The sequence below is a fragment of the Pseudomonas ovata genome (assembly GCF_003131185.1).
In the GTDB taxonomy this organism is placed as follows: domain Bacteria; phylum Pseudomonadota; class Gammaproteobacteria; order Pseudomonadales; family Pseudomonadaceae; genus Aquipseudomonas; species Aquipseudomonas ovata.
In genome coordinates this window covers 84519-108322 of sequence record NZ_QFFU01000023.1, presented here as the reverse complement: position 1 = coordinate 108322, position 23804 = coordinate 84519, and the positions used below count along the sequence as shown (strand labels likewise).

The following is a 23804-nucleotide window of genomic DNA, read 5'->3' as shown; positions in this document are numbered from 1 at the left end:
CCATTACTACAATCATGACCGGATAAAAGTAAAGCTTGGTGGATTGAGTCCTGTGGAGTTCAGGACTCGCTCTGTAGGCGTATGGCAATAGACTGTCCAACTTTTTGGGGTCAGATCAAGTGGCGATGCCTCGGCCGTGTTGGACGACCGGATCGACAACCGCCTCAACCGCTGACACCACCACGCCCCGCCGGCTTACGCGCCCCCCGTAGGAGCCCGCTTGGCGTGGGCCGCACTCGGACGACCGGCTGCGCAGCAGTCGTAAATTCTCAGCGTTTCACAGATTTCTGCGAGCGCTGCGCACTCGGTCGCCGGCAGAGCCGCCTCCCACAAGTGGCGATGCCTCGGCCGTGTTGGACGGCCGGATCGACAACCGCCTCAACCGCTGACACCACCACGCCCCGCCGGCTTACGCGCCCCCGTAGGAGCCCGCTTGGCGTGGGCCGCACTCGGACGACCGGCTGCGCAGCAGTCGTAAATTTTCAGCGTTTCACAGATTTCTGCGAGCGCTGCGCACTCGGTCGCGGGTAAACGCGCTCCTACCGGGGCCCCTGTTTGATGCGCGACAGCGTGCCGCCTTTACCCGTAGCGCTTCTTGGCTTCGATGGCCAGGCCGCTGCCGATGCTGCCGAAGATATTGCCTTCTACATGCCGGGCGTTGGGCAGCATCTGCGAGACGCTGTTGCGCAGCGCCGGAATGCCGCTGGAACCGCCGGTGAAGAATACGGTGTTGACCTGCTCGACGCTGACGCCGGCCTTGTTCAGCAGTTCGGTCACGCTGTTGCGCACTTGCTGCAATTGCGTGTCGATGGCGCTCTCGAACAGTGGGCGGGTCAGTTCCACACTCAGCCCGGCCTCGATGCGGTCCATGGCCACCAGGCGCTGTTCGGCCTGGGTCAGCTCGATCTTGCTGGCTTCCACTTCCATGGCCAGCCAGTGCCCGGCGCGCTGCTCGATCAGCTTGAACAGGCGGTCGATGCCGCTGGCGTCTTCGATGTCGTAGCGCATGTTGCCCAGCGCCAGGGTGGATTTTTGCGAGTAGACGCTGTTGATGGTGTGCCAGGTCGCCAGGTTGATGTGATGGCTGGTGGGCATGAACGCCCCGCTTTTCATCCGGCTGCCATGGCCGAACAGCGGCATCACGCCTTGCAGGCTCAACTGCTTGTCGAAGTCGGTGCCGCCGACGTGCACGCCGCCTGTGGCCAGGATGTCCTGCTGACGGTCGTCCAGCAGGCGGCGCTCGGGCGACAGGCGCACCAGCGAGAAGTCCGACGTACCGCCGCCGATGTCGACGATCAGCACCAGTTCTTCCTGCTCGATGGTCGACTCGTAGTCGAACGCCGCAGCGATGGGCTCGAACTGGAACGACACGTCCTTGAAACCGATCTTGCGCGCCACGGCGGCCAGAGTGTCTTCGGCTTCCTGGTCGGCCTGGGCGTCGTCATCGACGAAATGCACCGGGCGGCCCAGCACCACTTGCTCGAACTCACGCCCGGCAGTGCGCTCGGCGCGCTTTTTCAGCTCGCCGATGAACAGCCCGAGCAGGTCGGTGAACGGCATGGCCGTGCCCAGCACGCTGGTGTCGTGCTTGATCAGCTTGGAGCCCAGCAGGCTCTTGAGCGAGCGCATCAGCCGGCCTTCATAGCCTTCGAGGTATTCGTGCAGGGCCATGCGGCCATAAGCCGGGCGTCGCTCTTCGAGGTTGAAGAACACCACCGACGGCAGGGTTATCTTGTCGTCCTCCAGCGCAATCAGCGACTCCATGCCCGGGCGCAGCCAGCCGACAGTGGAGTTGGACGTGCCAAAATCGATGCCACAGGCACGGGCCGGGGATTGGTCATTCATGAGCGGTGCGTTCCAGTGAAAAAAACGGCCGCGCAGTTTATGTCAGCAGGGCGCGATTGCGTAGTGCTGTTGTCCGATTGCTGTGCATCGATACACTCTCGCCTTCACTTGGCCGTGCCATAAGGAAATGCAATGTCTTCACCCGATAAGCAATCGTTGCCGCTGTACCTGGGCATTGGCCTGCTCCAGGCGCTGGTGCTGGTGGTCGCCGTAAAATGGGAGGCCGCCTGGCTGGCCGCCATCGTGCTGGTGCTGGGCCTCAACCTGCAATTGCTGGGTCGTGAGGCACTGCAGCGCCGGGCCTGGGTGTGGAGTGTGCTGTTGACGGGGCTGATCACGCTGGTGACGACCTGGGCCTGGACGCCTGCGCTGCCAGGCGCCTACGATCCGGAGTGGTCGATCGTCAGCTGGGTCATGGCCGGCACTCTGATCACCTACATTGCCACGGCGTTCATCCTCAGTTGGCCGTCGGGGCAGGGCTGGCGGCTGCCGTACGAGGCTCTGTTCCGCCACGCCTGGAACACCGCCTTTATCGTGTTGCTGGCGCTGCTGCTCATGGGCCTGTTCTGGAGCCTGTTGCAGTTGTGCGCGAGTCTGTTCGAGATGATTGGCATCACGTTTCTGCAGCAGGCGATCAATCAACAGAGCGTCATCATCGTTTGCCTGGCACTGGTGTTTTCGCTGGGGATGCGCATGGGCCGCGACAACGAGCGGGTCATCGGCCTGCTGCGTGGCATCCTGCTGAGCCTGTGTCATTTCCTGGCGCCGCTGGCGGCCCTGATCGTCCTGCTGTTTAGCCTGAGCCTGCCTTTCACCGGGCTTGAGTCGATCTGGAAGACCGGCTATGCCACAGCAATTCTGTTGTCACTGGTGGCCATCACCGTGTTCCTGATCAACGGCGTGTTCCAGGACGGTCGGCAGCCGTGCCCTTATCCGCGCTGGCTGCGCTGGGTGATCGATGCCGGCCTGATCTGCCTGCCGGTGCTGGTGGCGCTGGCCGGTTACTCGACCTGGTTGCGCGTCAGCCAGTATGGACTGTCGCCTTCGCGGGTCATCGGCCTGTTGCTGGTGGGCATCGCCACGCTGTACAGCGTGGCGGGATTGTACGCGGTGCTGCGTAGCCGCACGTCCTGGCTGGGCAGCCTGCGCCGGAGCAACCCGTGGCTGGCGTTGCTGGTCTGCAGTGCGTTGCTGGCGATCCACAGCCCGTGGCTCAGCCCGGTGGAGCTGAGCGCGCGCAACCAGGTCCAGCGCCTGCTGGATGGCCGTACCCCGGCGCAGCAGTTCGATGCCGATTACCTGTACTACAAGCTGGGCACGCCCGGACGTCGGGCGTTCGAATGGCTGGAGAGTCATCTCGACCAACAGACGCAATGGGATGCTGCCACGCGCGCGGTGATCCGCGAGCGCCTGGACGAGGGTCGCGATGGTCGCCTGCGCCAGCGCCCGGTCACCGAGGCGAACCGGGTCTGGATCGGCGAGCCGGTCGAAGGCCATGAGCAGTTCGCCAACCCCAAACTGGGCGGCCTGGACTGCAACCGCCTGCAATGTACGTTGTGGGCGGTGGACTTGAGCGGCGATGGGCGCAACGAGGTGATCCGGTTTGCCACCAATACCCAGGTCGAATTCTTCCGGCGCACGGATGAGGGGCGCTGGGTGCTGGCCGGCTACCTGCAGGGCAATTACAACACGCAAGGGCTGGCCGAACAGATCCGCCAGGGCAAGGCCCGCGTGGTCGCGCCGCGTTATCGCAACCTGCAGACCGACGACCAGCTTTACACTCCGTATGAGTCTGACGACTGATGAAATGTGTAAACGATCATCATGCACTCGGCCATCATGGCCGTTTGCCGATACACTCTACGACTTTGCGCGGTCGCAGATGTCATTGTCTGAGACAACCTGCGAGTCTCTGCGCAGCGACCGATAACAGGTACGGGTGAGTGTGCGATGGATTTCAAAGACTATTACAAGATACTCGGGGTAGAGCCTGGCGCCGATGACAAGGCGATCAAGGCGGCGTATCGCAAGCTGGCACGCAAGTATCACCCCGATGTCAGCAAGGAAGCCGGCGCCGAAGAGAAGTTCAAGGAGGCCACCGAGGCCTACGAGGTGCTTGGCAGCCCGGACAAGCGCGCCGAGTACGAAGAGTTGCGCAAGTATGGCCACCAGGGCCGGCCTTTCCAGGCGCCGCCCGGCTGGCAGAGCCGTGCCGGCGCCGGTGGCTTTGGCAACGACACCACGGATTTTTCCGAATTCTTCAGCTCCATCTTCGGCGGCGGCCGTGCCCAGCCGGGTGCGCGCCCGCGCGGGCGCAAGGGCCAGGACGTGGACATGGAACTGGCGATCTTTCTCGAAGAAAGCCTTTCCGGCGAGTCGAAGAAGATCAGCTACAAGGTGCCGCAGCACAACGCCAGCGGCCAGCGCATGGCCGATATCACCAAGACCCTGAACGTGAAGATTCCGGCCGGGGTTACCGATGGCGAGCGCATCCGCCTGAAGAACCAGGGCGCACCGGGTGCCGGTGGCGGTGAGAACGGCGATCTGTACCTGACCATCCGCCTGGCGCCGCACCCGCTGTTCGAGGTCGAAGGCCATGACCTGGTGATCAATGTACCGCTGGCCCCCTGGGAAGCGGCGCTGGGCACCAAGGTCGCGGTGCCGACCCTGACCGGGCGGATCAACCTGACCATCCGCCCCGACAGCCAGAACGGCCTGCGCCTGCGCGTCAAGGGCAATGGCTTGCAGGACAAGCAGGGCCAGCGCGGCGACCTGTATGCGCAAGTGAAGATCGTCATGCCACCCCAGGCCGACGAAGCCACCCGCGCCCTGTGGCAGAAACTGGCCGACAAGGCCGCGTTCGATCCGCGCAGTGGCTGGGGTCGTTGATCGGCTGAAGGGCGCGCAGGATTGCAGGGCGTTTACTGGTAGTTCTGTCAGTAGACGCCTTTCCTGGCGGGTCTTACGGTGAACCGGTCACAACCTGACTGGAACCGATCATGAATAAGACGGATTTCATGGCCTTTGTGGAAAAGGAAATCGACACTGCTGCCCAGCGAATCATCAGCATGGGCAATAACTCCGATGATGTTGCGTTTGGCAAACTGACCTTTCATCTCGCCTTGCGTCGCACGCTCCTGAGCCAGCGCAGGCCGCAGGATATCGGTTTGCTTGGAGCGATAGACGATGCATTAAAGGCATTGGGCGTGGTCGGCAAGGAGCATTCCCTCCTGAGTTATCTGGATGCCGCTGACGATGAAGCGCCGGCTGCAACCTGAGGATCAGTACTGTTTACCCACGGCTCAACAGGGCCTGTGGGAGGACAGTGAGGCCGATACATGGGCAGCGGCTTTACCGGCGCCTTCGCCAGCAGAGCTGCCTCCCACAGTCTGATGCCAGGCCCGAAATCAGGGCAACATCCAACTAGTGGGAGGCGGCATGCCGGCGATGAGGTCAGCAAGGCCCATACACCTGCTGCGCCTGTCCCATAGCCATCGCCAGCCGCTGTCTCCCACAGGTTTGCGTCAAGGCTTGACACCGGTCAGAACAGAAAATACCGCTGCGCCATCGGCAGCACTTCGGCCGGTTCACACCACAGCAGCACGCCATCGGCCTTGACCTGGTAGGTCTGCGGGTCGACGTCGATCACCGGCAGGTAGTCGTTGTGGATCAGGTCCTTCTTCTGCACGCTGCGGCAGCCCTTGACCACGGCGATCTGCTTTTGCAGGTTCAGCGTCTGCGGCACACCGGCCTCGAACGCGGCCTGGCTGATGAAGGTCAGGCTGGTGGCATGGATCGCGCTGCCATAACTGGCGAACATCGGGCGGTAGTGCACCGGTTGCGGGGTCGGGATCGAGGCGTTGGCGTCACCCATCAGGCTGGCGGCAATGGCGCCGCCCTTGAGGATCAGCGTCGGCTTGACGCCAAAGAACGCCGGGCGCCACAGCACCAGGTCGGCCCATTTGCCCACTTCCACCGAGCCCACTTCATGGCTGATGCCGTGGGTGATCGCCGGGTTGATGGTGTACTTGGCGATGTAGCGCTTGGCGCGGAAGTTATCGTTGCCCGGTGCGTCTTCCGGCAGCGGACCGCGCTGCTTTTTCATCTTGTCGGCGGTCTGCCAGGTGCGCAGGATCACCTCGCCCACCCGGCCCATGGCCTGGCTGTCGGAGCTGAGCATCGAGAACGCGCCCAGGTCGTGGAGGATGTCTTCGGCGGCGATGGTCTCGCGGCGGATGCGGCTTTCGGCAAAGGCCACGTCTTCGGCGATGCTCGGGTCCAGGTGATGGCAAACCATCAGCATGTCCAGATGTTCGTCGATGGTATTGCGGGTAAACGGCCGGGTCGGGTTGGTCGAGCTGGGCAGCACGTTGGGTGAGCCGCAGGCCTTGATGATGTCCGGCGCATGGCCGCCACCGGCGCCTTCAGTGTGGTAGGTGTGGATGGTACGGCCCTTGAACGCACCCAGGGTGGTCTCGACGAAGCCCGACTCGTTCAGGGTGTCGGTGTGGATCGCCACCTGCACGTCGTAGTCATCGGCCACGTTCAGGCAGTTGTCGATGGCCGCCGGCGTCGTGCCCCAGTCTTCGTGCAGCTTCAGGCCAATGGCGCCGGCCTTGACCTGCTCGATCAACGGGCCGGGCAGGCTGGCGTTGCCCTTGCCGGTAAAACCGATGTTCATCGGAAACGAATCGGCAGCCTGGAGCATGCGCGCCATGTGCCAGGGGCCGGGCGTGACCGTGGTGGCGTTGGTGCCGGTGGCCGGGCCGGTGCCGCCGCCGATCATGGTGGTGACGCCGCTCATCAAGGCTTCTTCGATCTGCTGCGGGCAGATGAAGTGAATATGGGTGTCGACACCGCCGGCGGTGAGGATCATGCCTTCGCCGGCGATGACCTCGGTGGCGGCGCCAATGGCGATGGTCACGTCTGGCTGGATGTCCGGGTTGCCGGCCTTGCCGATGGCGGCGATGCGGCCGTTCTTGAGGCCCACATCGGCCTTGACGATGCCCCAGTGGTCGATGATCAGCGCGTTGGTGATCAGCGTGTCGACCACCTCGGCGGCCAGCAACTGACCCTGGCCCATGCCGTCGCGGATCACCTTGCCGCCGCCGAACTTCACTTCTTCACCGTACGTGGTGAAATCCTTCTCGACCTCGATCCACAGCTCGGTGTCGGCCAGGCGCACCTTGTCGCCGACGGTGGGGCCGAACATGTCGGCGTAGGCTTGTCTGGAGATTTTCATGGGGTTCCTTGATGTCTTTATTTGTCGCGCCGCAGGGTCCTGGGACCGGCCGTAGGACCGGCTTCAGCCGGGAAACAGGCGCCACCGGTTTTTGCCGTTCGCCGCCCTGGTGCTTCTGCAAGGGCGGGGGGCGTTACAGGTCGCCCATGACCCGGCCGGCGAAGCCGTACACCTTGCGCAGCCCGGCCAGGTCCACCAGCTCGACCTCGCGGGCCTGGCCTGGCTCGAAACGCACTGCCGTGCCGGCCGGGATGTTCAGGCGCATGCCGCGACTGGCGGCACGGTCGAAGGTCAGGGCGTCGTTGGTCTCGAAAAAGTGAAAGTGCGAACCCACCTGGATCGGTCGGTCGCCGCTGTTGGCCACCGTCAGGCTCAGGGTGCGGCGCCCGGCGTTGAGTTCGATCTCGCCGGGCTGGATCTGGTACTGGCCAGGAATCATGACGCGTGCCTCAAGGTCTTGAAGTAAATGGCGGTCGGCCGATAGCGGCCTTCGGGGGTGGCGCAGTAGTCCGGCAGTTCGCCGACGCGGTCGTAGCCCAGGGCGCGGTAGAAGGCTTCGGCCGGTGACTGTGCTTCGGTGTCGAGGTGCAGCAGGCCACGTTGCTGTTGCACGGCGGCCTGCTCCAGCACCGCCATCAACTGCCGGCCCAGGCCGCGCTGACGGGCCGAGTGCAGGACCATGAGTTTCTGCACTTCGGCGCGGTTGAGCCCGTTGGGCTTCTGGCACAGCGCCAGTTGCACACTGGCCAGCACCTGCTCGTGCTCCACTACCACCCACAGCAACAGGCTGTGGCTGGCGATATCGGCTTTCAGCCCGTCGACCCAGGCCAACGCCTGCGCCTGGTCCAGGTCGGCCATGAACCCCACCGACGCGCCATGCTGCACGGCATCGAGCAACAGCCCCGCCAGGCCCTGGCGGTAATGGGCAAAACTGTCCACGGTAACGCTTCGCAATTGTCCGGGGTTCATGGGGACGTCCTGTCAGAGAGAGGGGGGTGAGGGGGCCTGGGAGGCCGGTGCTGCTGCACCCGGCGACAGGTCCAGTTGCATGAAGGTCAGGTCCAGCCAGCGGCCGGACTTGGTGCCCACCTGGGGCATTTGCCCGGTGATGATGAAGCCCAGCCGCTCGTGCAGGGCCACTGAGGCGATGTTGCCGCTTTCAATGGCGGCGACCATGATGTGCTTGTCGCAGGCCCGGGCGCGTTCGATCAATGCACGCATCAGGGCCGGTCCCAGGCCCCGGCCGCGCTGGTCGGCGCGCACGTACACCGAGTGCTCGACGGTGTGGCGAAAGCCCTCGAAGGGGCGCCAGTCGCCGAACGACGAATAGCCCAGCACCTGGCCTGCAGCATCGACCGCCACCAGGATCGGGTAGGCCTGGGCCTGGCGGGCGGTGTACCAGGCCTGGCGGTTGGCCAGGTCGACCGGTTGCTCGTTCCAGATTGCGGTGGTGTTGAGCACCGCGTCGTTGTAGATGGCCAGCACCCCTGGCAGGTCGGCGGGCAGGGCGTCGCGGATGACAATGTCCATGCAGCCTCCGTCAGGCAATCGGCTGGTGCACGGTCACCAGCTTGGTGCCGTCGGGGAAGGTGGCCTCGACCTGGATTTCCGGGATCATTTCCGGGATGCCTTCCATCACCTGTTCGCGGCTGAGCAGGGTGGTGCCGTAGTGCATCAGTTCGGCGACCGTCTGGCCGTCACGTGCACCTTCGAGCAGGGCGGCGCTGATCAGCGCCATGGCTTCGGGGTAATTGAGCTTCAGGCCACGCGCCAGCCGGCGCTCGGCCACCAGGCCTGCGGTGAAAATCAGCAGTTTGTCTTTTTCGCGGGGCGTCAGGTCCATGGGGATTCCGTTTGGGTGGCAGGTTCTTGGTGCTTTCGCGGCTGAAGCCGCTCCTACGGCAACAGACCCTGGGTCCATGTATCACGTATTCCAGATTCTCGGCACCCGCGCTTCGCGGCCCAGCAGGGCCGGGCGCAGGTGGCGCCAGAGTTCGATCAGCCAGGCCCTGGCATGCAGGGCTTCGTCGGCCAGGCAGCGGGCCACGATCAAGCCGGGTAGCTGGGTCAGGTCGCCGCGCACCGGGTTGGGCATGTTCAACGAACGGCAGGTTTCCAGCAACTCGCTGCCCGCTTCGCCGGTCATCAGCAAGGTGGCGAACACCGTCTTGCCATCCAGGCCGATCGGCGAGTCCAGCAGACCGTCGCCGCCCTCCAGGCGCTGGCGTTCGTGCCACAGCAGGCGGCCGTCGCGGCGGATCTCCAGCTGCGACTGGAAATAGCCCTGGTCGAAACGTTCGCCACTGGCCGGGCGACCCAGCGCCACCACGTCCCAGTAGCACAGCCGGGCATCGCCGTGCAGGTTGATGCACGTCTCCAGCTGCGCCTGTGCCTGGCTGAAAACGATGGTTTCCTGCGGCAGCCACTCCAGCGTGGCACCGGGCTCGACGTGCAGATCCAGATGCTGGAAGGCAGGGCCGGCGGCGCGGTACCACTTGGCGGCGCCGGGGCTGGTCAGTTGCGCCCAGGCCTGGGGCCCGACCTGCGCCGAAATAGCCAGCCGGTCGCCGCCGGCGATGCCGCCGGGGGGGTGGACAATGATGTGCTGGCACACCTCGGGACCCTCGGCATACAGGTGCTTCTGCACCCGCAACGGCCCCAGGTGGCGGCGTTGTACCGGGCGGGTGCTGTCACCGAAGCGGGCGTAGCCCAGCTCCAGCTCGGCGTGCCAACTGGGGGTGAACAGGGCGGTGCTGGCAGGCAGGTTCATGAGGTCGTCATCATTCGATACACAGACAGGCACACCTTAACCGGGCCATCAGATCGTCACCAGCCCGCGCACGCCTTCGGCTTCCATGGTTTCGCCGCGACCCTGCTGCACGATCTCGCCGCGCGACATCACCAGGTACTGGTCGGCCAGCTCGGCGGCAAAGTCGTAGAACTGCTCGACCAGCAGAATGGCCATGTCACCCTGTTCGGCCAGGCGCTTGATCACCGCGCCGATCTCTTTGATCACCGAGGGCTGGATGCCTTCGGTGGGCTCGTCGAGGATCAGCAGGCGCGGGCGGCTGGCCAGCGCCCGGCCGATCGCCAGTTGCTGTTGCTGGCCGCCGGACAGGTCGCCGCCACGGCGATGCTTCATCTGCAACAGCACCGGGAACAGCTCGTAGATATGCGCCGGCACTTCTTTGGCCTCTGATCCCGGAAAGCGCGACAGGCCCATCAGCAGGTTTTCCTCGACCGTCAGTCGGCCAAAGATTTCCCGCCCTTGCGGCACGTAGGCGATGCCGGCGTGCACCCGCTGGTGCGGCTTGAGCGCGGTGATGGGCTTGCCTTCCCACTGCACCTTGCCCTCTTTGGAGGGCAGCAGGCCCATCAGCACCTTGAGCAGTGTGGTCTTGCCCACGCCGTTACGGCCCAGCAGGCAGGTGACCTCGCCGACTTTTGCCTCGAACGACAGGCCGCGCAGAATGTGGCTGCCGCCGTAGTATTGGTGAAGCTGTTCGACTTGAAGCATCGTCTGTTCCTATCTCTGGCGGCTCGCTCACCCCCGTAGGAGCGGCTTCAGCCGCGAATGACGCGAATGCTGTGAAGAGGGGGTGCCTGTTCCCGGCTGAAGCCGGTCCTACAGGGGCCTACCGGCCCAGGTAAACCTCGATCACGCGTTCGTCGGCCTGTACGTCGCTCAGCGACCCTTCGGCCAGCACGCTGCCCTGGTGCAGCACCGTGACATGGTCGGCAATCGAGCCGACAAAGCCCATGTCGTGCTCGACCACCATCAGCGAGTGCTTGCCGGCCAGGCTTTTGAACAGTTCGGCGGTGAATTCGGTCTCGGCGTCGGTCATGCCCGCCACCGGCTCGTCGAGCAGCAGCAGTTGCGGGTCCTGGACCAGCAGCATGCCGATTTCCAGGAACTGCTTCTGGCCATGCGACAGCAGCCCGGCCGGCCGGCCGCGCGAGGCGTTCAGGCGGATGGTCTCCAGCACTTCGTCGATGCGCGTGTGCTGCTCGCCGCTGAGCCTGGCGCGCAGGCTGGCCCACACCGACTTGTCGGTCTTGAGTGCCAGCTCCAGGTTCTCGAACACGCTGAGCGCCTCGAACACCGTGGGCTTCTGGAACTTGCGGCCGATCCCGGACTGGGCGATCTGCACCTCGCTCAGGCGCGTCAGGTCCAGGGTCTCGCCGAACCAGGCCGTGCCGTGCGTGGGCCGGGTCTTGCCGGTGATGACGTCCATCAGCGTGGTCTTGCCGGCACCATTGGGACCGATGATGCAGCGCAGCTCGCCGACGCCGATGTACAGGTTCAGATTATTGAGGGCCTTGAAGCCGTCGAAGCTGACGCTGATGTCTTCCAGGGTCAGGATAGTGCCGTGCCGGGTGTTCAGGCCCTGGCCGGCGCTGCGTCCCAGGCCCAGCGCCTCGCGGCTGGTGCCGGCGTCGGCATTGGGGTCCAGCACCGGTTCGAGCATGAAGGCCGGGGACGGGGTCGGGGCTATCATGAGTCGCTCCTTTTCTTGAGCAGGCCGATCACGCCCTTGGGCAGGTACAGGGTGACGATGATGAACAGCGCGCCCAGGAAGAACAGCCAGTATTCGGGGAAGGCCACGGTGAACCAGCTTTTCATGCCGTTGACCATGCCGGCGCCCAGCAGCGGGCCGATCAGCGTGCCGCGCCCGCCGAGGGCGACCCAGACGGCGGCCTCGATGGAGTTGGTCGGCGACATCTCGCTGGGGTTGATGATGCCGACCTGCGGCACGTACAACGCGCCGGCCAGGCCGCACAGCACCGCGCTCAGGACCCAGACGAACAGCTTGAAGCCGCGCGGGTCGTAGCCGCAGAACATCAGGCGGTTTTCCGCATCGCGCAGGGCGGTCAGCACCCGGCCGAACTTGCTCTGCGCCAGGCGCCAGCCCGCGTAGAGGCTGGCCACCAGCAACAGCACCGTGGCCAGGAACAGCACCGCGCGAGTGCCCTGGCTGCTGATCGAAAAGCCCAGGATGCTGCGGAAGTTGGTGAAGCCGTTGTTGCCACCAAAGCCGGTTTCGTTGCGGAAAAACAGCAGCATGGCGGCAAAGGTCAGCGCCTGGGTCATGATCGAGAAGTACACGCCCTTGATCCGCGAGCGGAAGGCGAAAAAGCCGAACACCAGCGCCAGCAGGCCCGGCGCCAGCACCACCAGGCACATGGCCCAGAGGAAGTTGTCGGTGCCGGCCCAGTACCACGGCAACTCGGTCCAAGACAGGAAGGTCATGAACGCCGGCAGGCCGTCACCGGCCGCTTCGCGCATCAGGTACATGCCCATCGCATAGCCGCCCAGGGCGAAGAACAGGCCGTGACCCAGCGACAACAGCCCGGCGTAGCCCCAGACCAGGTCCAGGGCCAGGGCGACGATGGCGTAGCAGAGAATCTTGCCCACCAGGGTCAGGGTGTAGGCCGACACCTGCAAGGGGTTGTCGGCCGGCAGCAGGGACAGCAGCGGCATGGCCAGCAGCACGGCCAGCACCAGGGCGCCGATGGCCAGCGTGCCCTTGGGCCCGACCTTTTGTGCAGCGGTCATCATCAATGGCTGGCTCATCAGTCGATCACCCGTCCTTTCAGTGCGAAGAGGCCTTGCGGGCGCTTCTGGATAAACAGAATGATCAGCCCCAGGATCAGGATCTTGCCCAGCACGGCGCCGATCTGCGGTTCGAGGATCTTGTTGGCGATGCCCAGGCCGAAGGCGGCCAGCACACTGCCGGCCAGTTGGCCGACGCCGCCGAGCACCACCACCAGGAACGAGTCGATGATGTAGCTCTGGCCCAGGTCAGGGCCGACGTTGCCGATCTGGCTCAGCGCCACGCCACCGAGTCCGGCGATGCCCGAGCCCAGGCCGAAGGCCATCATGTCGATGCGCCCGGTGGGTACGCCGCAGCAGGCGGCCATGTTGCGGTTCTGGGTCACGGCGCGCACGTTCAGGCCCAGGCGGGTCTTGTTCAGCAGCATCCAGGTGAGGGCCACCACCAGCAGGGCGAAGACGATGATCGCGATGCGGTTGTACGGCAGCACCAGGTTAGGCAATACCTGGATACCGCCGGACAGCCAGCCGGGGTTGGCAACTTCGACGTTCTGCGCACCGAAGATCAGGCGCACGGCCTGGATCAGCATCAGGCTGATGCCCCAGGTGGCCAGCAGGGTTTCCAGCGGGCGGCCATACAGGTGGCGGATGACGGTGCGTTCCAGCGCCATGCCGATCAGGGCCGTGACGAAAAACGCCACCGGCAGCGCCACCAGCGGGTAATACGCCAGCACGTCCGGCATGTGGCGCTGCATCAATACCTGCACCATGTAGGTGGTGTAGGCGCCGAGCATCAGCATCTCGCCGTGGGCCATGTTGATCACCCCCAGCAGGCCGAAGGTGATGGCCAGGCCCAGTGCGGCCAGCAGCAGGATCGAGCCCAGCGACAGACCGGTAAAGGCCTGGCCCAGCACTTCACCCATCAGCAGCTTGCGCTTGACCTGTGCCAGGCTGGTCTGCGCGGCGATGCGCACCGTGGCCTCCGGCTCGACACCCGGCTCCAGCAGGGTTTCCAGGCGAGTGCGGGCCAGCGGGTCGCCGGTTTCACCCAGCAGGCGTACCGCGGCCAGGCGCACGGTGGGGCTGCTGTCGACCAGTTGCAGGTTGGCCAGCGCCAGGGTCAGGGCGTCGTGCACCGCGTCGTCGGTTTCGCGGGCCACGCGCTGGCTGAGCAGGTCGAGCTGCGCCGGGCGGGCGTTGCGTTGCAGGTGCTGCGCGGCGGCCAGGCGTACACCGGCATCGGCCGCGAGCAATTGATGGCTGGCCAGGGCGGTTTCCACCAGGCCGCGCAGGCGGTTGTTCAGGCGCAGTTTGCGCGGTGTTTCAGTGTCGCTCTGGATCTCGCGCCCGTCACGCAGGGCTTCGAGCAGGGGCACACGCTCCGGCAACGGCGTGGCGGCCCAGTTTTCCAGCAAGGTGGCCTGCTCGGAGGAGCTGGCGGCGGCGAAGTCGCTGGCGTCGCTGGCCTGCGCGGCCATGGGCAGCAGCAGGGCGAACATCAGGATCAAGCGGTAGACAATATCGGGCATGGCTAATGGCCTGTGTTGCAGCAATCTCAGGGCGGGTACATGAACCCGGTGTAGGAGCGCGCTTGCCCGCGACCGGCTGCGTTAGCAGTCGTAAATTTTCAGCGTTTCGCAAATCCAGAATGTGTTCACAGTCATGAATTTTCAGCGTTTCCGAGAATTTACGAGCGCTAGCGCACTCGGTCGCGGGCAAGCGCGCTCCTACATCGGGCAGCAAGACGCCGTGGCTTAGTTGCTCTTCACCGCATGGTCGGGCTTCTTGTCGTTACCCGGGATGTACGGGCTCCAGGGCTGGGCGCGGATCGGCTCCTTGGTCTGCCACACGACGTTGAACTGGCCGTTGTCCTCGACCTCGCCGATCATCACCGGCTTGTGCAGGTGGTGGTTGGTCTTGTCCATGGTCAGGGTAAAGCCCGACGGCGCGGCAAAGGTCTGCCCGGCCATGGCTTCGCGGACCTTGTCGACCTCGGTGGACTTGGCTTTTTCAGCGGCCTGCGCCCACATGTGGATGCCGACGTAGGTGGCCTCCATCGGGTCGTTGGTCACGGCCTTGTCAGCACCCGGCAGGTTTTTCTTCTTGGCGTACGCGCTCCAGTCGGCGACGAATTTCTTGTTGACCGGGTTATCCACCGACTGGAAGTAGTTCCAGGCGGCCAGGTGACCGACCAGCGGCTTGGTGTCGATGCCGCGCAGTTCTTCTTCACCCACCGAGAAGGCCACCACCGGCACGTCGGTGGCTTTCAGGCCCTGGTTGGCCAGCTCCTTGTAGAACGGCACGTTGGAGTCGCCATTGACGGTGGAGATGACCGCGGTCTTGCCGCCGGCCGAGAATTTCTTGATGTTGGCGACGATGGTCTGGTAGTCGGCATGGCCGAACGGGGTGTAGACCTCTTCGATATCGCTGTCCTTCACGCCCTTGGAGTGCAGGAAAGCGCGCAGGATCTTGTTGGTGGTGCGCGGGTAGACGTAGTCGGTGCCCAGCAGGAAGTAGCGCTTGGCGGCGCCGCCGTCTTCGCTCATCAGGTACTCGACCGCCGGAATCGCCTGCTGGTTGGGCGCGGCACCGGTGTAGAACACGTTCGGCGACATTTCTTCGCCTTCATACTGCACCGGGTAGAACAGCAGGCCGTTGAGTTCTTCGAACACCGGCAGCACCGACTTGCGCGACACCGAGGTCCAGCAGCCGAACACCACGGCGACCTTGTCCTGGGTCAGCAACTGACGGCTTTTTTCCGCGAACAGCGGCCAGTTCGACGCCGGGTCGACGATCACTGCCTCCAGTTGCTTGCCGTTGACGCCGCCCTTGGCGTTGATCTCGTCGATGGTCATCAAGGCCATGTCCTTGAGCGACGTTTCGGAGATGGCCATGGTCCCGGACAGCGAATGCAGGATGCCGACCTTGATGGTTTCTGCCGCCTGCAAGGTCCAGCTCATGCCCATCGCGGCGATGGAGGCGGACAGGGTAAACGCTTTGATCAGACTGCGACGCTTCATTGGGACGGCTCCGTTGTTTCGAATTATCGAGGGCGAGTCATTTGCCTGCACAAGGTGCTAGCAAAGGCTGTGCCCAATCACGAAAACCGGCAGGCAGGTGCGTGGCAGAGCGGTCTGGTCTGACCGGTCGCACCACGACGGCACCATTGCAAGCCGCAAGACGGTGCAATGAGCGCAAATGGTGCAAGGGGAAGGCCGGGCAAGTGAAACCGCGATCAGCGGTCATCGCCATGCGGCAATTCAGCGGGAAGGAACGGGGCCTGAAGCGTATCGAGTGAGGAATTCATCACAAAACCGCTCGTCGGCTTCAGGCCCCGTTGCTGCAATTTAAGCTGCTGCCGCCGATTTGGCAAAGCGTGAAAGCACGATTCGATCAAATACCCACACGACGATCAACGAGGCCCCCACCAACGGAAAAAGGATCGCCAGGACCAACATGACCCCCATCGCGCCTTTCCAGCGTGGCAGGTCATGGCGCAGCGGCGGCACGCCCAGCCCGCCTTCGGGCCTGCGCTTCCACCACATGACCAGGCCGCTGACCGAGCCGAGCAGGATCATCAGGCACACCAGCAGCATCAACAGCTGGTTGAGCAAGCCGAAGAACTTGCCTTCGTGCAGCATCACGCCGGCCTCGGTGGCCTTGGACACCAGGCTGTAGTGCTGCCAGCCGACATGCGCCAGTACCTTGCCGCTGTACTGATCGATGTGCAGGGTGGCGTCGTTGCGCGGGTCGTCGGCGAACACCGAGACGGTGAACACGCCTTCGGCGGTTTTCGGTGCAGTGATGCTGTAGCCCGGCTCGACGCCATGCTGCGTGGCGATGTCGACCACCTCTTGCAGGGTTACCCTGGGCGCGGCCGGCCCGCTGGACGGACCATGATGGTGCATGTGCTCGGCATGATCCCCGGACGATTGCGGCAGCGGCGTATTTTCCAGCGCCCAGGGCACGGTCTGGGCGCTGGTGGTGTTGAGCGTGCCGGCCAGTTGCGTTGAGCGCGGCACGTCATTCCACATGGCCGCCGGAAAGGTGTTCCACAGGTCGGCGTACTGCTTGCCCCAGAAACCGGTCCAGGTCATGCCACTGAGCAGCATGAACAGCAACAGCAGCGACCCCCAGAACCCGGTGACCGCATGCAGGTCGCGCCACAGCGCCCGGCCGCGACGTGACAGGCGCGGCCAGAGTACGCCGGCACCGCCGTTATTACCCCGTGGCCACCACAGGTACAGCCCCGACACCACCAGCATGATGCCCCAGCCGGCGGCCAGCTCGATCAGCCGGTCGCCCAGGGTGCCGATCATCAACTCGCCATGCAGCGCACGGGCGATGGCCTGCAGATTGTCCTTGGCGTCCTGGCTGCCCAGCAGCGTGCCGGTGTAAGGGTTGATGAACACGTTCAGCTCGCGGCCCTGGTCGCGGATCACGAACTGCGCGCTGCCCTGGGCATCGAGCGGCGGGATGTATTTGCTCACCGTGGCCTGGGGCCAGGCATGCTGCACCTGCTGTTGCAGTTGGTCGGCATCGAGGCGGTGATGCGCGGCATCGACCTGCAGCAGGTCGCGGTACATCAGGGTGTCGAGCTGCGGCTTGAACAGGTAGATGATCCCGGTCAGGGCCAGCAGGATCATGAAAGGGGCCACGAACAGCCCGGCGTAGAAGTGCCAGCGCCAGGCCAGGTTATAGAACGTACGATCAGGTTTTTTCATGGCAAACGCTCCGGTCGCGCAGGCAAAAGGTCGGCCTGGGCGGGTGTTCAGCGATGGCATGGGCAACAGGGGGCGGCGCTTGTCGGTGCAGGCGAGCGGTGCGCACAGGTGTAGCAAGGATAAAAGCCATGGTGCTTACCATCTGACGGTCAGGATCGCGCAGCCGCAAGGGCTGCGTGGATTAGCGGATCAGGACAGCGTCGACAGTGGCGGGGCGCGGCTCAGGGCATGCAGGAAGACGGTGTGCCGCGCATGGCCTGCACGGGTCAGGGCGACATAGAAAGCCGATGGTTTGGGCGGGGTAATGGCCACCATTGCCAGGACCTGCGGCAGGGCCGGGCAGCCGAACAGCAAGGTGCAATAGCCGCACTTGGCCCACAACGCATGGTCCATGGCGGCGCGGCTGGCGTCGGTGGTGGCCTGTGCCGCATGGGCATCATGGGCATTGGCGTGATGCGTGTGATCGGCACCCGCTGCCACAGGCGCGTGATGCGCCGTGGGCATGGGCGTACCGGCGTGATGCTCCATCGGCATCGACTGGGAAATCAGCGGACCGATAAAGATCATCAACATGGCGAACAGACTCAGCCACGTACCTCGCCGAGGGCGGGGTCGGGTCGTGCCTGCCCGGCCTGGGCGCGGGGCGCTCACGGCAAGCGGTTACTCAATGGCTGTGGGCCGGTGTCTGGCCGGGTTCGGGTGGCTGCTTCCGGACCATGACCTGCACAGGCACGGCGCCGGCCTTTTCAAAATGCAGCACCAGTTCAAAGCGCTGGCCATCGACCAGCTGCGTGCGGTCCTTGATGTCCAGCAACATCACATGATAGGCCATGGGGGCAAAACGCACCTGGCCACCGGCCGGCACTTCGACGCTGGGCACCTGCTGCATCTTCATCAGGCCATCGGCATGCACATGTTCGTGCAACTGGGCGCTGCCGGCGACGGGGCTGTCGACACTGAGCAGCCGGTCGGCATCGCCCTTGTTGTCGATGACGAAATACGCCGCCACCGCGGGTGCATTGGGCGGCAGCTGCATGGACCACGGGTGCTCGATCAGCAGGTTGCCGGCCTTGTATTCATGGGCCTGGGCAAACAGGGCCGGCAGCAGCAGGGCGGCCAGTAGCAGGGTCTTGTTGAGCATGGCAGGCTCCGTGGCCTGGAAGGAGTGCGCTATTTAGCCTGAATGGGCGGGGATGTAAAAGTGCAAGGGTGTCAACTTCTACAGCGCCAGCCCGCAAAATCAGGCGAAGCTGACCGGCGCGTTATGGGACACAAGATCCGGCTGGCGAAACACCAATGGGCTCTGACAGCGTTCGCTATCGCTCACCAGGCCGGGCCTTGCAGCAACATCAGTTCGGTTGTGGCTCGGTCGCTTCCAGCCGCTGCAATGAATCGTCCAGCACGGATTTGGCCATGTCGATCAGGTACAGGGTCGAGAAGGCCAGGTCGCGCCTGGAACCGCACAGGCTTTCGCCGCTTTCATAGGCCGTGGCGGCTGCGCAGCGCAGCAGGTCGGACACCCGTAGCAGGGCGTCTTCGAGAGAAGGTGGGGCGGGGATTACTATGCTCATTGCATCATTCCTGAATAGAGCCCCCTACGAACGCTGCTAAACGTACAAGGGTGGCGGCTTTGACGCGGGTTAGCAGACCGGTGGAAAGATGCAAGACCGGCGCACCCGAAGGTGCCCCACGCAAAGCCGCCATAAGCAAACTTGCGCATTCATCTTACCAACAGGCTGCTAATCCCGATCGCTGATGTTCAGCGACGAAAGCAGCCTAGTGCCGATAAATGACCCACGCAAGGGCCGGGGATTTTCTCGGAAAGTTCGCACAATGAAAAGGGAAACGGCTGCCGGAAAAAGACGATTTCGTCAGTGCAAGTAACCGTCATGCGCCCTGTTCAGCCTTGTAGGGCCTGCGCCAGCAATCGATAACTGGCCCGCCGCGCCTCGAACGCATGGGTCACGGTGACAATGCCGATCTCCTCGCTGCCGAACCGTTCGGCCAGCGCCAGGATCTGCCGGCGGCAGGTGGCGGGCGAGCCGACCACCATGGCGTCCAGGGTCTGGTCGAACGCCTGCTTCTGCTCTGGCGTCATGTCCCGGTAGCGGTCCATGACGTCTTCGGGGCTGAGCAAGGGTTGTTGTGGGCGCTGGCCGCTGGACAGTTTGCGATAGGCCGCGGTGGTGGCAATAAGGCGGGCCTGCTTGTCGGTGGGCGCACAGATCACGGCCAGGGCCAGCAGGCGTGGTGGTGTTTGACCGTGGCCGGCAGCGCTGAACGCCTGAGCGTGATGCTCGAAGATCACCGGGTCGCAGGTGTCCGGCGCAATGAAGCGTGCCAGCGCCAGGCCCATGCCCAGTTGCCCGGCCAGGGCGGCACTGGCCCCGCTGGAGCCCAGCATCCACAGCGAAGGCCGGGTCTGATCATCGACCGGGCAGTGCAGGCTGGCAAACGGATGGCTGGACGGCAGGGTGCCACGCAGAAACGCGCACAGCTCGGCGGCCTGACGGGCAAAATCCTGGCTGTGCCCCGGCATACCCGAGGCCAGGGCGCGGGCGCTGAGCTGGCCGCCGCCCGGTGCGCGGCCGATGCCCAGGTCGATGCGTCCGGGAAACAGGCTGCCCAGCAGGGCAAAGGTTTCAGCCACCTTGAACGGGCTGTAGTGGCTGAGCATCACGCCGCCGCTGCCCACGCGCAGGGTCTGTGTGGCGCTGGCCACGCGGGTCAGCAGGATTTCCGGGGCGGTCCCTGCAAATTGCACGCTGTCGTGGTGCTCGGCCAGCCAGTAGCGGTGATAGCCAAAGCCCTCGCAGGCCACGGCCAGTTCTACGGAGGTACGGGGTGCCGCCAGCGCGGGGCGGTCGCCGTGCACAGGCGTCTGGTCGATCACGGTCAAGCGTAAGGGCACGGGGTGGGTCCTGTCGGGTGATAAGGGCAGTGACGATGATAACGGCTGTTGCCGGGGCGCCGACCAGGCCTGGGCAAAAGTGCCAGCGATCCTTTGAAAAATGCAGGTGAGTACAGGGCAGCTATGCGTCTTGCCTGCCAAGGTCTATTGCTGTTTCAGCACAGCAAGCGAGCGCCGGTAGCGCGTTCATCAACTACAAAATAACTGACTGATTTCATCCATTTTAAAAAGCACCACTTGATCTGCTGCGCGACAGCGTGCCGCCTTGGCGCGGCGCCAAGGCGGCGGGTTCTCCTACCCGCCTGGATGGCCGTCCTGCGACAGGGCTGCCAGCACCGCTGCCACGCTCTCCAGCTCCCGGTCCACCGCCGGCAGCGGCGGGCGCTTGAGGATCAGCACCGGTATTGCGCGCTCACGGGCCACTTGCAGCTTGGGTTCGGTGGACAGGCTGCCGCTGTTCTTGCTGATCAGCACATCGATGCGGCGCTGCTCGAACAGCGCCCGTTCTTCATCCAGGTGAAACGGCCCGCGGGCAGCGATGATGTCGCAGCGTGCGTTACCAGGGACGCTGTCCAGGGCGCGCAGTGTCCAGAATTGCCGGGCCGGAATGTCGTCCAGATGCTGCAGGGGTTCGCGGCCCAGGGTGAAGAAAGGCCGTTGGAAGGGTGTCAGCGCCTGGGTCAGTTCAGCCCAGTCGGCCACTTCGCGCCAGTCGTCATCGGGGCCGGGTTGCCAGGCCGGGCGGCGCAAGGCCCAGCAGGGTACGCCGGTCAGTTGCGCGGCAGTCGCTGCGTTGTGGCTCATCTGCGCGGCATAGGGATGGGTGGCGTCCAGCAGCAGGTCGATGCCTTGCGCATCGATGAATCGCGCCAGCCCTTCGGCGCCGCCATAGCCGCCGACCCGCACCTGGCAGGTCAGGTCGGTGGGCACCCGGCCTACGCCGGCCAGGCTGTAGATATGCTCAGGCCCCAGGGTACGGGCAATGGCCAGGGCTTCGGTAACACCGCCAAGCAGCAGGATACGGTTCATTTCAGGGTTCCTTGGGTGGCATGCCCGACGATGCCGCCCTGGCGGTCGATGGCGAAGACTTCCACCGTCACGCTGGCCGGCACCACACTGCGGGCGAAGGCCAGGGCATGAGCGCACACCGCATCGCCCAGCGGCACGCCGGCGGCGCTGCACAACGCCAGGGCCTGCTGGCTGGTGTTGGCTTCGCAGATGAGCTGTTGCAAGGCGGCATCGGCGCCGACATCGGCGGCCCAGCGCGCCAGTTGCGGCAGGTCGATGCTGGAGTGGCGGCTGTGCAGGTCCATGTGCCGGGCGGCCAGCTTGCTGATCTTGCCAAAGCCGCCGCACAGGCTGAGCGTGTCCACCGGCACCTTGCGCACATGCTTGAGCACTGCACCGACGAAGTCGCCCATTTCGATCAAGGCAATGTCGGGAATGCCGTAGACCCGGCGCATGGTGTCTTCGCTGGCGTTGCCGGTGCAGGCGGCGATGTGCCGGTAGCCGTTGGTGGCAGCAACATCGATGCCTTGCTGGATCGAGGCGATGTAGGCCGCACAGGAAAACGGCCGCACGATGCCGCTGGTGCCCAGGATCGACAGGCCGCCGAGAATGCCCAGGCGCGGGTTCATGGTCTTCAGCGCCAGGGCCTCGCCGTCCTGCACGCCGATGGTCACTTCGAAGCCGCCGGCATGGCCATGCTCATCGGCCAACCCCTGCAAATGCTCGCTCATCATGCGCCGTGGCACCGGGTTGATCGCCGGCTCGCCAACGCCCAGCACCAGTCCCGGGCGGGTCACGGTGCCCACGCCGCGTCCCGCCAGAAAGCGCACGCCGGGTTCGCCGGTCAGCCGTACGTGCGCAAACACCAGGGCGCCGTGGGTCACGTCCGGGTCGTCGCCGGCGTCCTTGATCGTGGCGGCTTCAGCGCCGCCGTCCAGTGGCCGACAGAACTCCAGGCGCATCTGCACCTGCTTGCCCTTGGGCAGGGTGATCTGTACCGCGTCGCAGGCCTGCCCGGTCAGCAGCAGGCGTGCAGCCGCCAGGCTGGTGGCGGTGGCGCAGCTGCCGGTGGTCAGGCCGCTGCGCAGGGGGGCGGGTTGTTCGGCGGTTTCTTCGCGCATCAGGGTTTGACCAGGTCCAGCAAAGTGATCGGCAGTGCCTGGCGCCAGGTGTCGAATTCACCCAGGGGTTTGGCGTGGGCGACCTGCAGACGGGTCAGTTCGCCGCCATGCTGTTCACGCCAGGCCATCAGGGCGGCTTCGCTTTGCAGGGTCACGGCATTGGCTACCAGCCGGCCACCGGAGCGCAAGCGCTCCCAGCAGGCCTCCAGCACACCGGGGCGGGTGACGCCGCCGCCAATGAAGATGGCGTCCGGGCTTTCCAGCCCGGCCAGGGCCTCGGGCGCGGCGCCGCGCACCAGTTGCAGGCCCGGTACGCCCAGGGTGTCGCGGTTGAGTTCGATCAGTTGCTGGCGGCCTTCGTCGGCCTCGATGGCCAGGGCGCGGCAGGTCGGGTGGGCGCGCATCCATTCGATGCCGATCGAGCCGCAGCCGGCGCCGACGTCCCACAGCAGCTCGCCCGGCACCGGCGCCAGGCGCGCCAGGGTCATGGCGCGCACATCGCGCTTGGTCAACTGGCCGTCATGCGCATAAGCATGGTCCGGCAGACCGGCCAGCGGGCTCAGGCGCAGTGTGCCAGGCTCGGCGCGGCAGTCGATGGCCACCAGGTTCAGGGCGGCGATCTCGGGTGTGCCCCAGTCGCAGGCGGCGCCCTCGACCCGGCGCTCGACCGTGCCACCCAGGTGCTCCAGCACGGTCATGTGGCTGGGGCCGAAGCCGCGCTCGCGCAACAGCACCGCCAGCGCGGCCGGGCTGGTGCTGTCGTTGCTCAGCACCAGCAGGCGCATGCCGTGATGCAGATACGCGCTGACAGCGGCCAGGGGGCGGGCGACCACTGACAGCATGACCACATCCTGCAAGGCCCAACCCATGCGCGCCGCCGCCAGGGAATAGGACGAGGGCGCCGACAGCACGCTCATTTCATCCAGCGCCACCACCCGCGACAGACTGACGCCGACGCCGAACAGCATCGGGTCGCCGCTGGCCAGCACGCACACCGGCGTACCCCGGCGCTGCAACACGGCATTCAAGGAAAACGGACTGGGCCAGGCGTGCCGCTGCGCGGCAATGCACGGCGGCAGCAGGTCGAGCTGACGTGTGCTGCCGAACACTTGCGCAGCCTTGAGCAGGGCATGCCGGGCCTGGCGCCCCAGGCCCTTGTAGCCGTCTTCGCCAATTCCAACCACAGTGAGCCAGGGTGTCATAACGACCTCGATGCGAACTTCCGACAGAGCGTTTTTCATGCCTGCCGCCAAAGCAGGCATAATACCGCGCCTGTCAGGCACATGTGGGCACCTCTAAAAACTACCTGCGTTGTCATCGCTGCGTTAAAAACAGGCTCAAAATGCTCATTTACAACCTGTAAACTCCGCTTTTTCGCCTGTTTTTGCCTTGCGCTGAC

At 64.8% G+C, this 23804-nt stretch carries 24 protein-coding genes; 4 read left to right on the top strand and 20 right to left on the bottom strand.

Annotation, left to right across the window (positions count from 1 at the left end):
- Positions 1-91, top strand: a 91-nt coding sequence (locus DGA31_RS30900; RefSeq protein WP_152035069.1) for an IS3 family transposase, incomplete at its 5' end; no start/stop codon positions are given.
- A 488-nt stretch (positions 92-579) separates the two neighbouring features.
- Here the strand turns inward: DGA31_RS30900 and DGA31_RS23595 are convergent.
- Positions 580-1845, bottom strand: a complete 1266-nt coding sequence (locus tag DGA31_RS23595) for an Hsp70 family protein (protein ID WP_056840702.1) — start codon at positions 1843-1845, stop codon at positions 580-582.
- Between the two features lie 132 nt (positions 1846-1977).
- Between DGA31_RS23595 and DGA31_RS23590 the strand changes: the two genes are divergently transcribed.
- From DGA31_RS23590 to DGA31_RS23580, 3 genes are all read left to right on the top strand, one after another.
- Positions 1978-3648, top strand: coding sequence for a DUF4153 domain-containing protein (locus DGA31_RS23590; RefSeq protein WP_109514163.1), 1671 nt, complete (start codon positions 1978-1980; stop codon positions 3646-3648).
- A gap of 147 nt (positions 3649-3795) precedes the next feature.
- Positions 3796-4734: a curved DNA-binding protein gene (gene cbpA / locus DGA31_RS23585; protein ID WP_056840704.1), complete on the top strand. Its 939-nt coding sequence runs from the start codon at positions 3796-3798 to the stop codon at positions 4732-4734.
- Positions 4735-4844: 110 nt separating this feature from the next.
- Positions 4845-5123: a hypothetical protein gene (locus tag DGA31_RS23580; protein WP_109514162.1), complete on the top strand. Its 279-nt coding sequence runs from the start codon at positions 4845-4847 to the stop codon at positions 5121-5123.
- Between the two features lie 263 nt (positions 5124-5386).
- On the opposite strand, the gene ureC is transcribed toward DGA31_RS23580, so the two are convergent.
- The 19 genes from ureC to cbiE all read right to left on the bottom strand — a co-directional run bounded on the left by ureC (position 5387) and on the right by cbiE (position 23607).
- The gene (gene ureC / locus DGA31_RS23575; RefSeq protein WP_056840705.1) at positions 5387-7087 is read right to left on the bottom strand and encodes an urease subunit alpha; all 1701 of its coding nucleotides are present in this window, start codon (positions 7085-7087) and stop codon (positions 5387-5389) included.
- 133 nt (positions 7088-7220) lie between these two features.
- Positions 7221-7526, bottom strand: a complete 306-nt coding sequence (locus tag DGA31_RS23570; protein WP_056840706.1) for an urease subunit beta — start codon at positions 7524-7526, stop codon at positions 7221-7223.
- The gene (locus DGA31_RS23565; protein WP_109514161.1) at positions 7523-8056 is read right to left on the bottom strand and encodes a GNAT family N-acetyltransferase; all 534 of its coding nucleotides are present in this window, start codon (positions 8054-8056) and stop codon (positions 7523-7525) included. The genes DGA31_RS23570 and DGA31_RS23565 overlap by 4 nt, the downstream gene beginning before the upstream one ends.
- 12 nt (positions 8057-8068) lie before the next feature.
- Positions 8069-8617, bottom strand: coding sequence for a GNAT family N-acetyltransferase (locus tag DGA31_RS23560; RefSeq protein WP_109514160.1), 549 nt, complete (start codon positions 8615-8617; stop codon positions 8069-8071).
- Positions 8618-8627: 10 nt separating this feature from the next.
- Positions 8628-8930 carry an urease subunit gamma gene (locus DGA31_RS23555; RefSeq protein WP_056840709.1) on the bottom strand — a complete coding sequence of 101 codons (303 nt, stop codon included), beginning with the start codon at positions 8928-8930 and terminating at the stop codon, positions 8628-8630.
- 81 nt (positions 8931-9011) lie between these two features.
- Positions 9012-9857: an urease accessory protein UreD gene (locus tag DGA31_RS23550; protein ID WP_109514159.1), complete on the bottom strand. Its 846-nt coding sequence runs from the start codon at positions 9855-9857 to the stop codon at positions 9012-9014.
- A gap of 48 nt (positions 9858-9905) precedes the next feature.
- Positions 9906-10604 carry an urea ABC transporter ATP-binding subunit UrtE gene (gene urtE / locus DGA31_RS23545; RefSeq protein WP_056840711.1) on the bottom strand — a complete coding sequence of 233 codons (699 nt, stop codon included), beginning with the start codon at positions 10602-10604 and terminating at the stop codon, positions 9906-9908.
- A gap of 118 nt (positions 10605-10722) precedes the next feature.
- Positions 10723-11586, bottom strand: coding sequence for an urea ABC transporter ATP-binding protein UrtD (gene urtD / locus DGA31_RS23540; RefSeq protein ID WP_161959224.1), 864 nt, complete (start codon positions 11584-11586; stop codon positions 10723-10725).
- Positions 11583-12662: an urea ABC transporter permease subunit UrtC gene (urtC, locus tag DGA31_RS23535; RefSeq protein WP_056840712.1), complete on the bottom strand. Its 1080-nt coding sequence runs from the start codon at positions 12660-12662 to the stop codon at positions 11583-11585. Before urtC ends, urtD begins: the two co-directional genes overlap by 4 nt.
- Positions 12662-14170 (bottom strand): urea ABC transporter permease subunit UrtB, encoded by a 1509-nt coding sequence (urtB, locus tag DGA31_RS23530; RefSeq protein WP_109514158.1) that lies wholly within the window; start codon positions 14168-14170, stop codon positions 12662-12664. The genes urtC and urtB overlap by 1 nt, the downstream gene beginning before the upstream one ends.
- Before the next feature lie 225 nt (positions 14171-14395).
- A complete protein-coding gene (gene urtA / locus DGA31_RS23525) occupies positions 14396-15661 on the bottom strand; it encodes an urea ABC transporter substrate-binding protein (protein ID WP_056840714.1) in 1266 nt (421 codons plus the stop codon).
- A gap of 327 nt (positions 15662-15988) precedes the next feature.
- Positions 15989-17365, bottom strand: coding sequence for a PepSY-associated TM helix domain-containing protein (locus DGA31_RS23520; protein WP_109514157.1), 1377 nt, complete (start codon positions 17363-17365; stop codon positions 15989-15991).
- Positions 17366-17554: 189 nt separating this feature from the next.
- Positions 17555-18016: a DUF2946 domain-containing protein gene (locus DGA31_RS23515; RefSeq protein WP_161959223.1), complete on the bottom strand. Its 462-nt coding sequence runs from the start codon at positions 18014-18016 to the stop codon at positions 17555-17557.
- A gap of 13 nt (positions 18017-18029) precedes the next feature.
- Positions 18030-18506 (bottom strand): copper chaperone PCu(A)C, encoded by a 477-nt coding sequence (locus tag DGA31_RS23510; RefSeq protein WP_109514155.1) that lies wholly within the window; start codon positions 18504-18506, stop codon positions 18030-18032.
- Between the two features lie 208 nt (positions 18507-18714).
- Positions 18715-18936, bottom strand: a complete 222-nt coding sequence (locus tag DGA31_RS23505; protein ID WP_109514154.1) for a DUF6124 family protein — start codon at positions 18934-18936, stop codon at positions 18715-18717.
- Positions 18937-19265: 329 nt separating this feature from the next.
- Positions 19266-20276: an MsnO8 family LLM class oxidoreductase gene (locus DGA31_RS23500; RefSeq protein ID WP_109514153.1), complete on the bottom strand. Its 1011-nt coding sequence runs from the start codon at positions 20274-20276 to the stop codon at positions 19266-19268.
- Positions 20277-20570: 294 nt separating this feature from the next.
- Entirely contained in the window at positions 20571-21305 is a 735-nt protein-coding gene (locus DGA31_RS23495; protein ID WP_109514152.1) for a cobalt-precorrin-6A reductase, read from the bottom strand.
- The gene (locus DGA31_RS23490; protein WP_109514151.1) at positions 21302-22405 is read right to left on the bottom strand and encodes a cobalt-precorrin-5B (C(1))-methyltransferase; all 1104 of its coding nucleotides are present in this window, start codon (positions 22403-22405) and stop codon (positions 21302-21304) included. Before DGA31_RS23490 ends, DGA31_RS23495 begins: the two co-directional genes overlap by 4 nt.
- Positions 22405-23607, bottom strand: a complete 1203-nt coding sequence (gene cbiE / locus DGA31_RS23485; RefSeq protein ID WP_109514167.1) for a precorrin-6y C5,15-methyltransferase (decarboxylating) subunit CbiE — start codon at positions 23605-23607, stop codon at positions 22405-22407. The genes DGA31_RS23490 and cbiE overlap by 1 nt, the downstream gene beginning before the upstream one ends.
- Positions 23608-23804 lie beyond the last annotated feature (197 nt).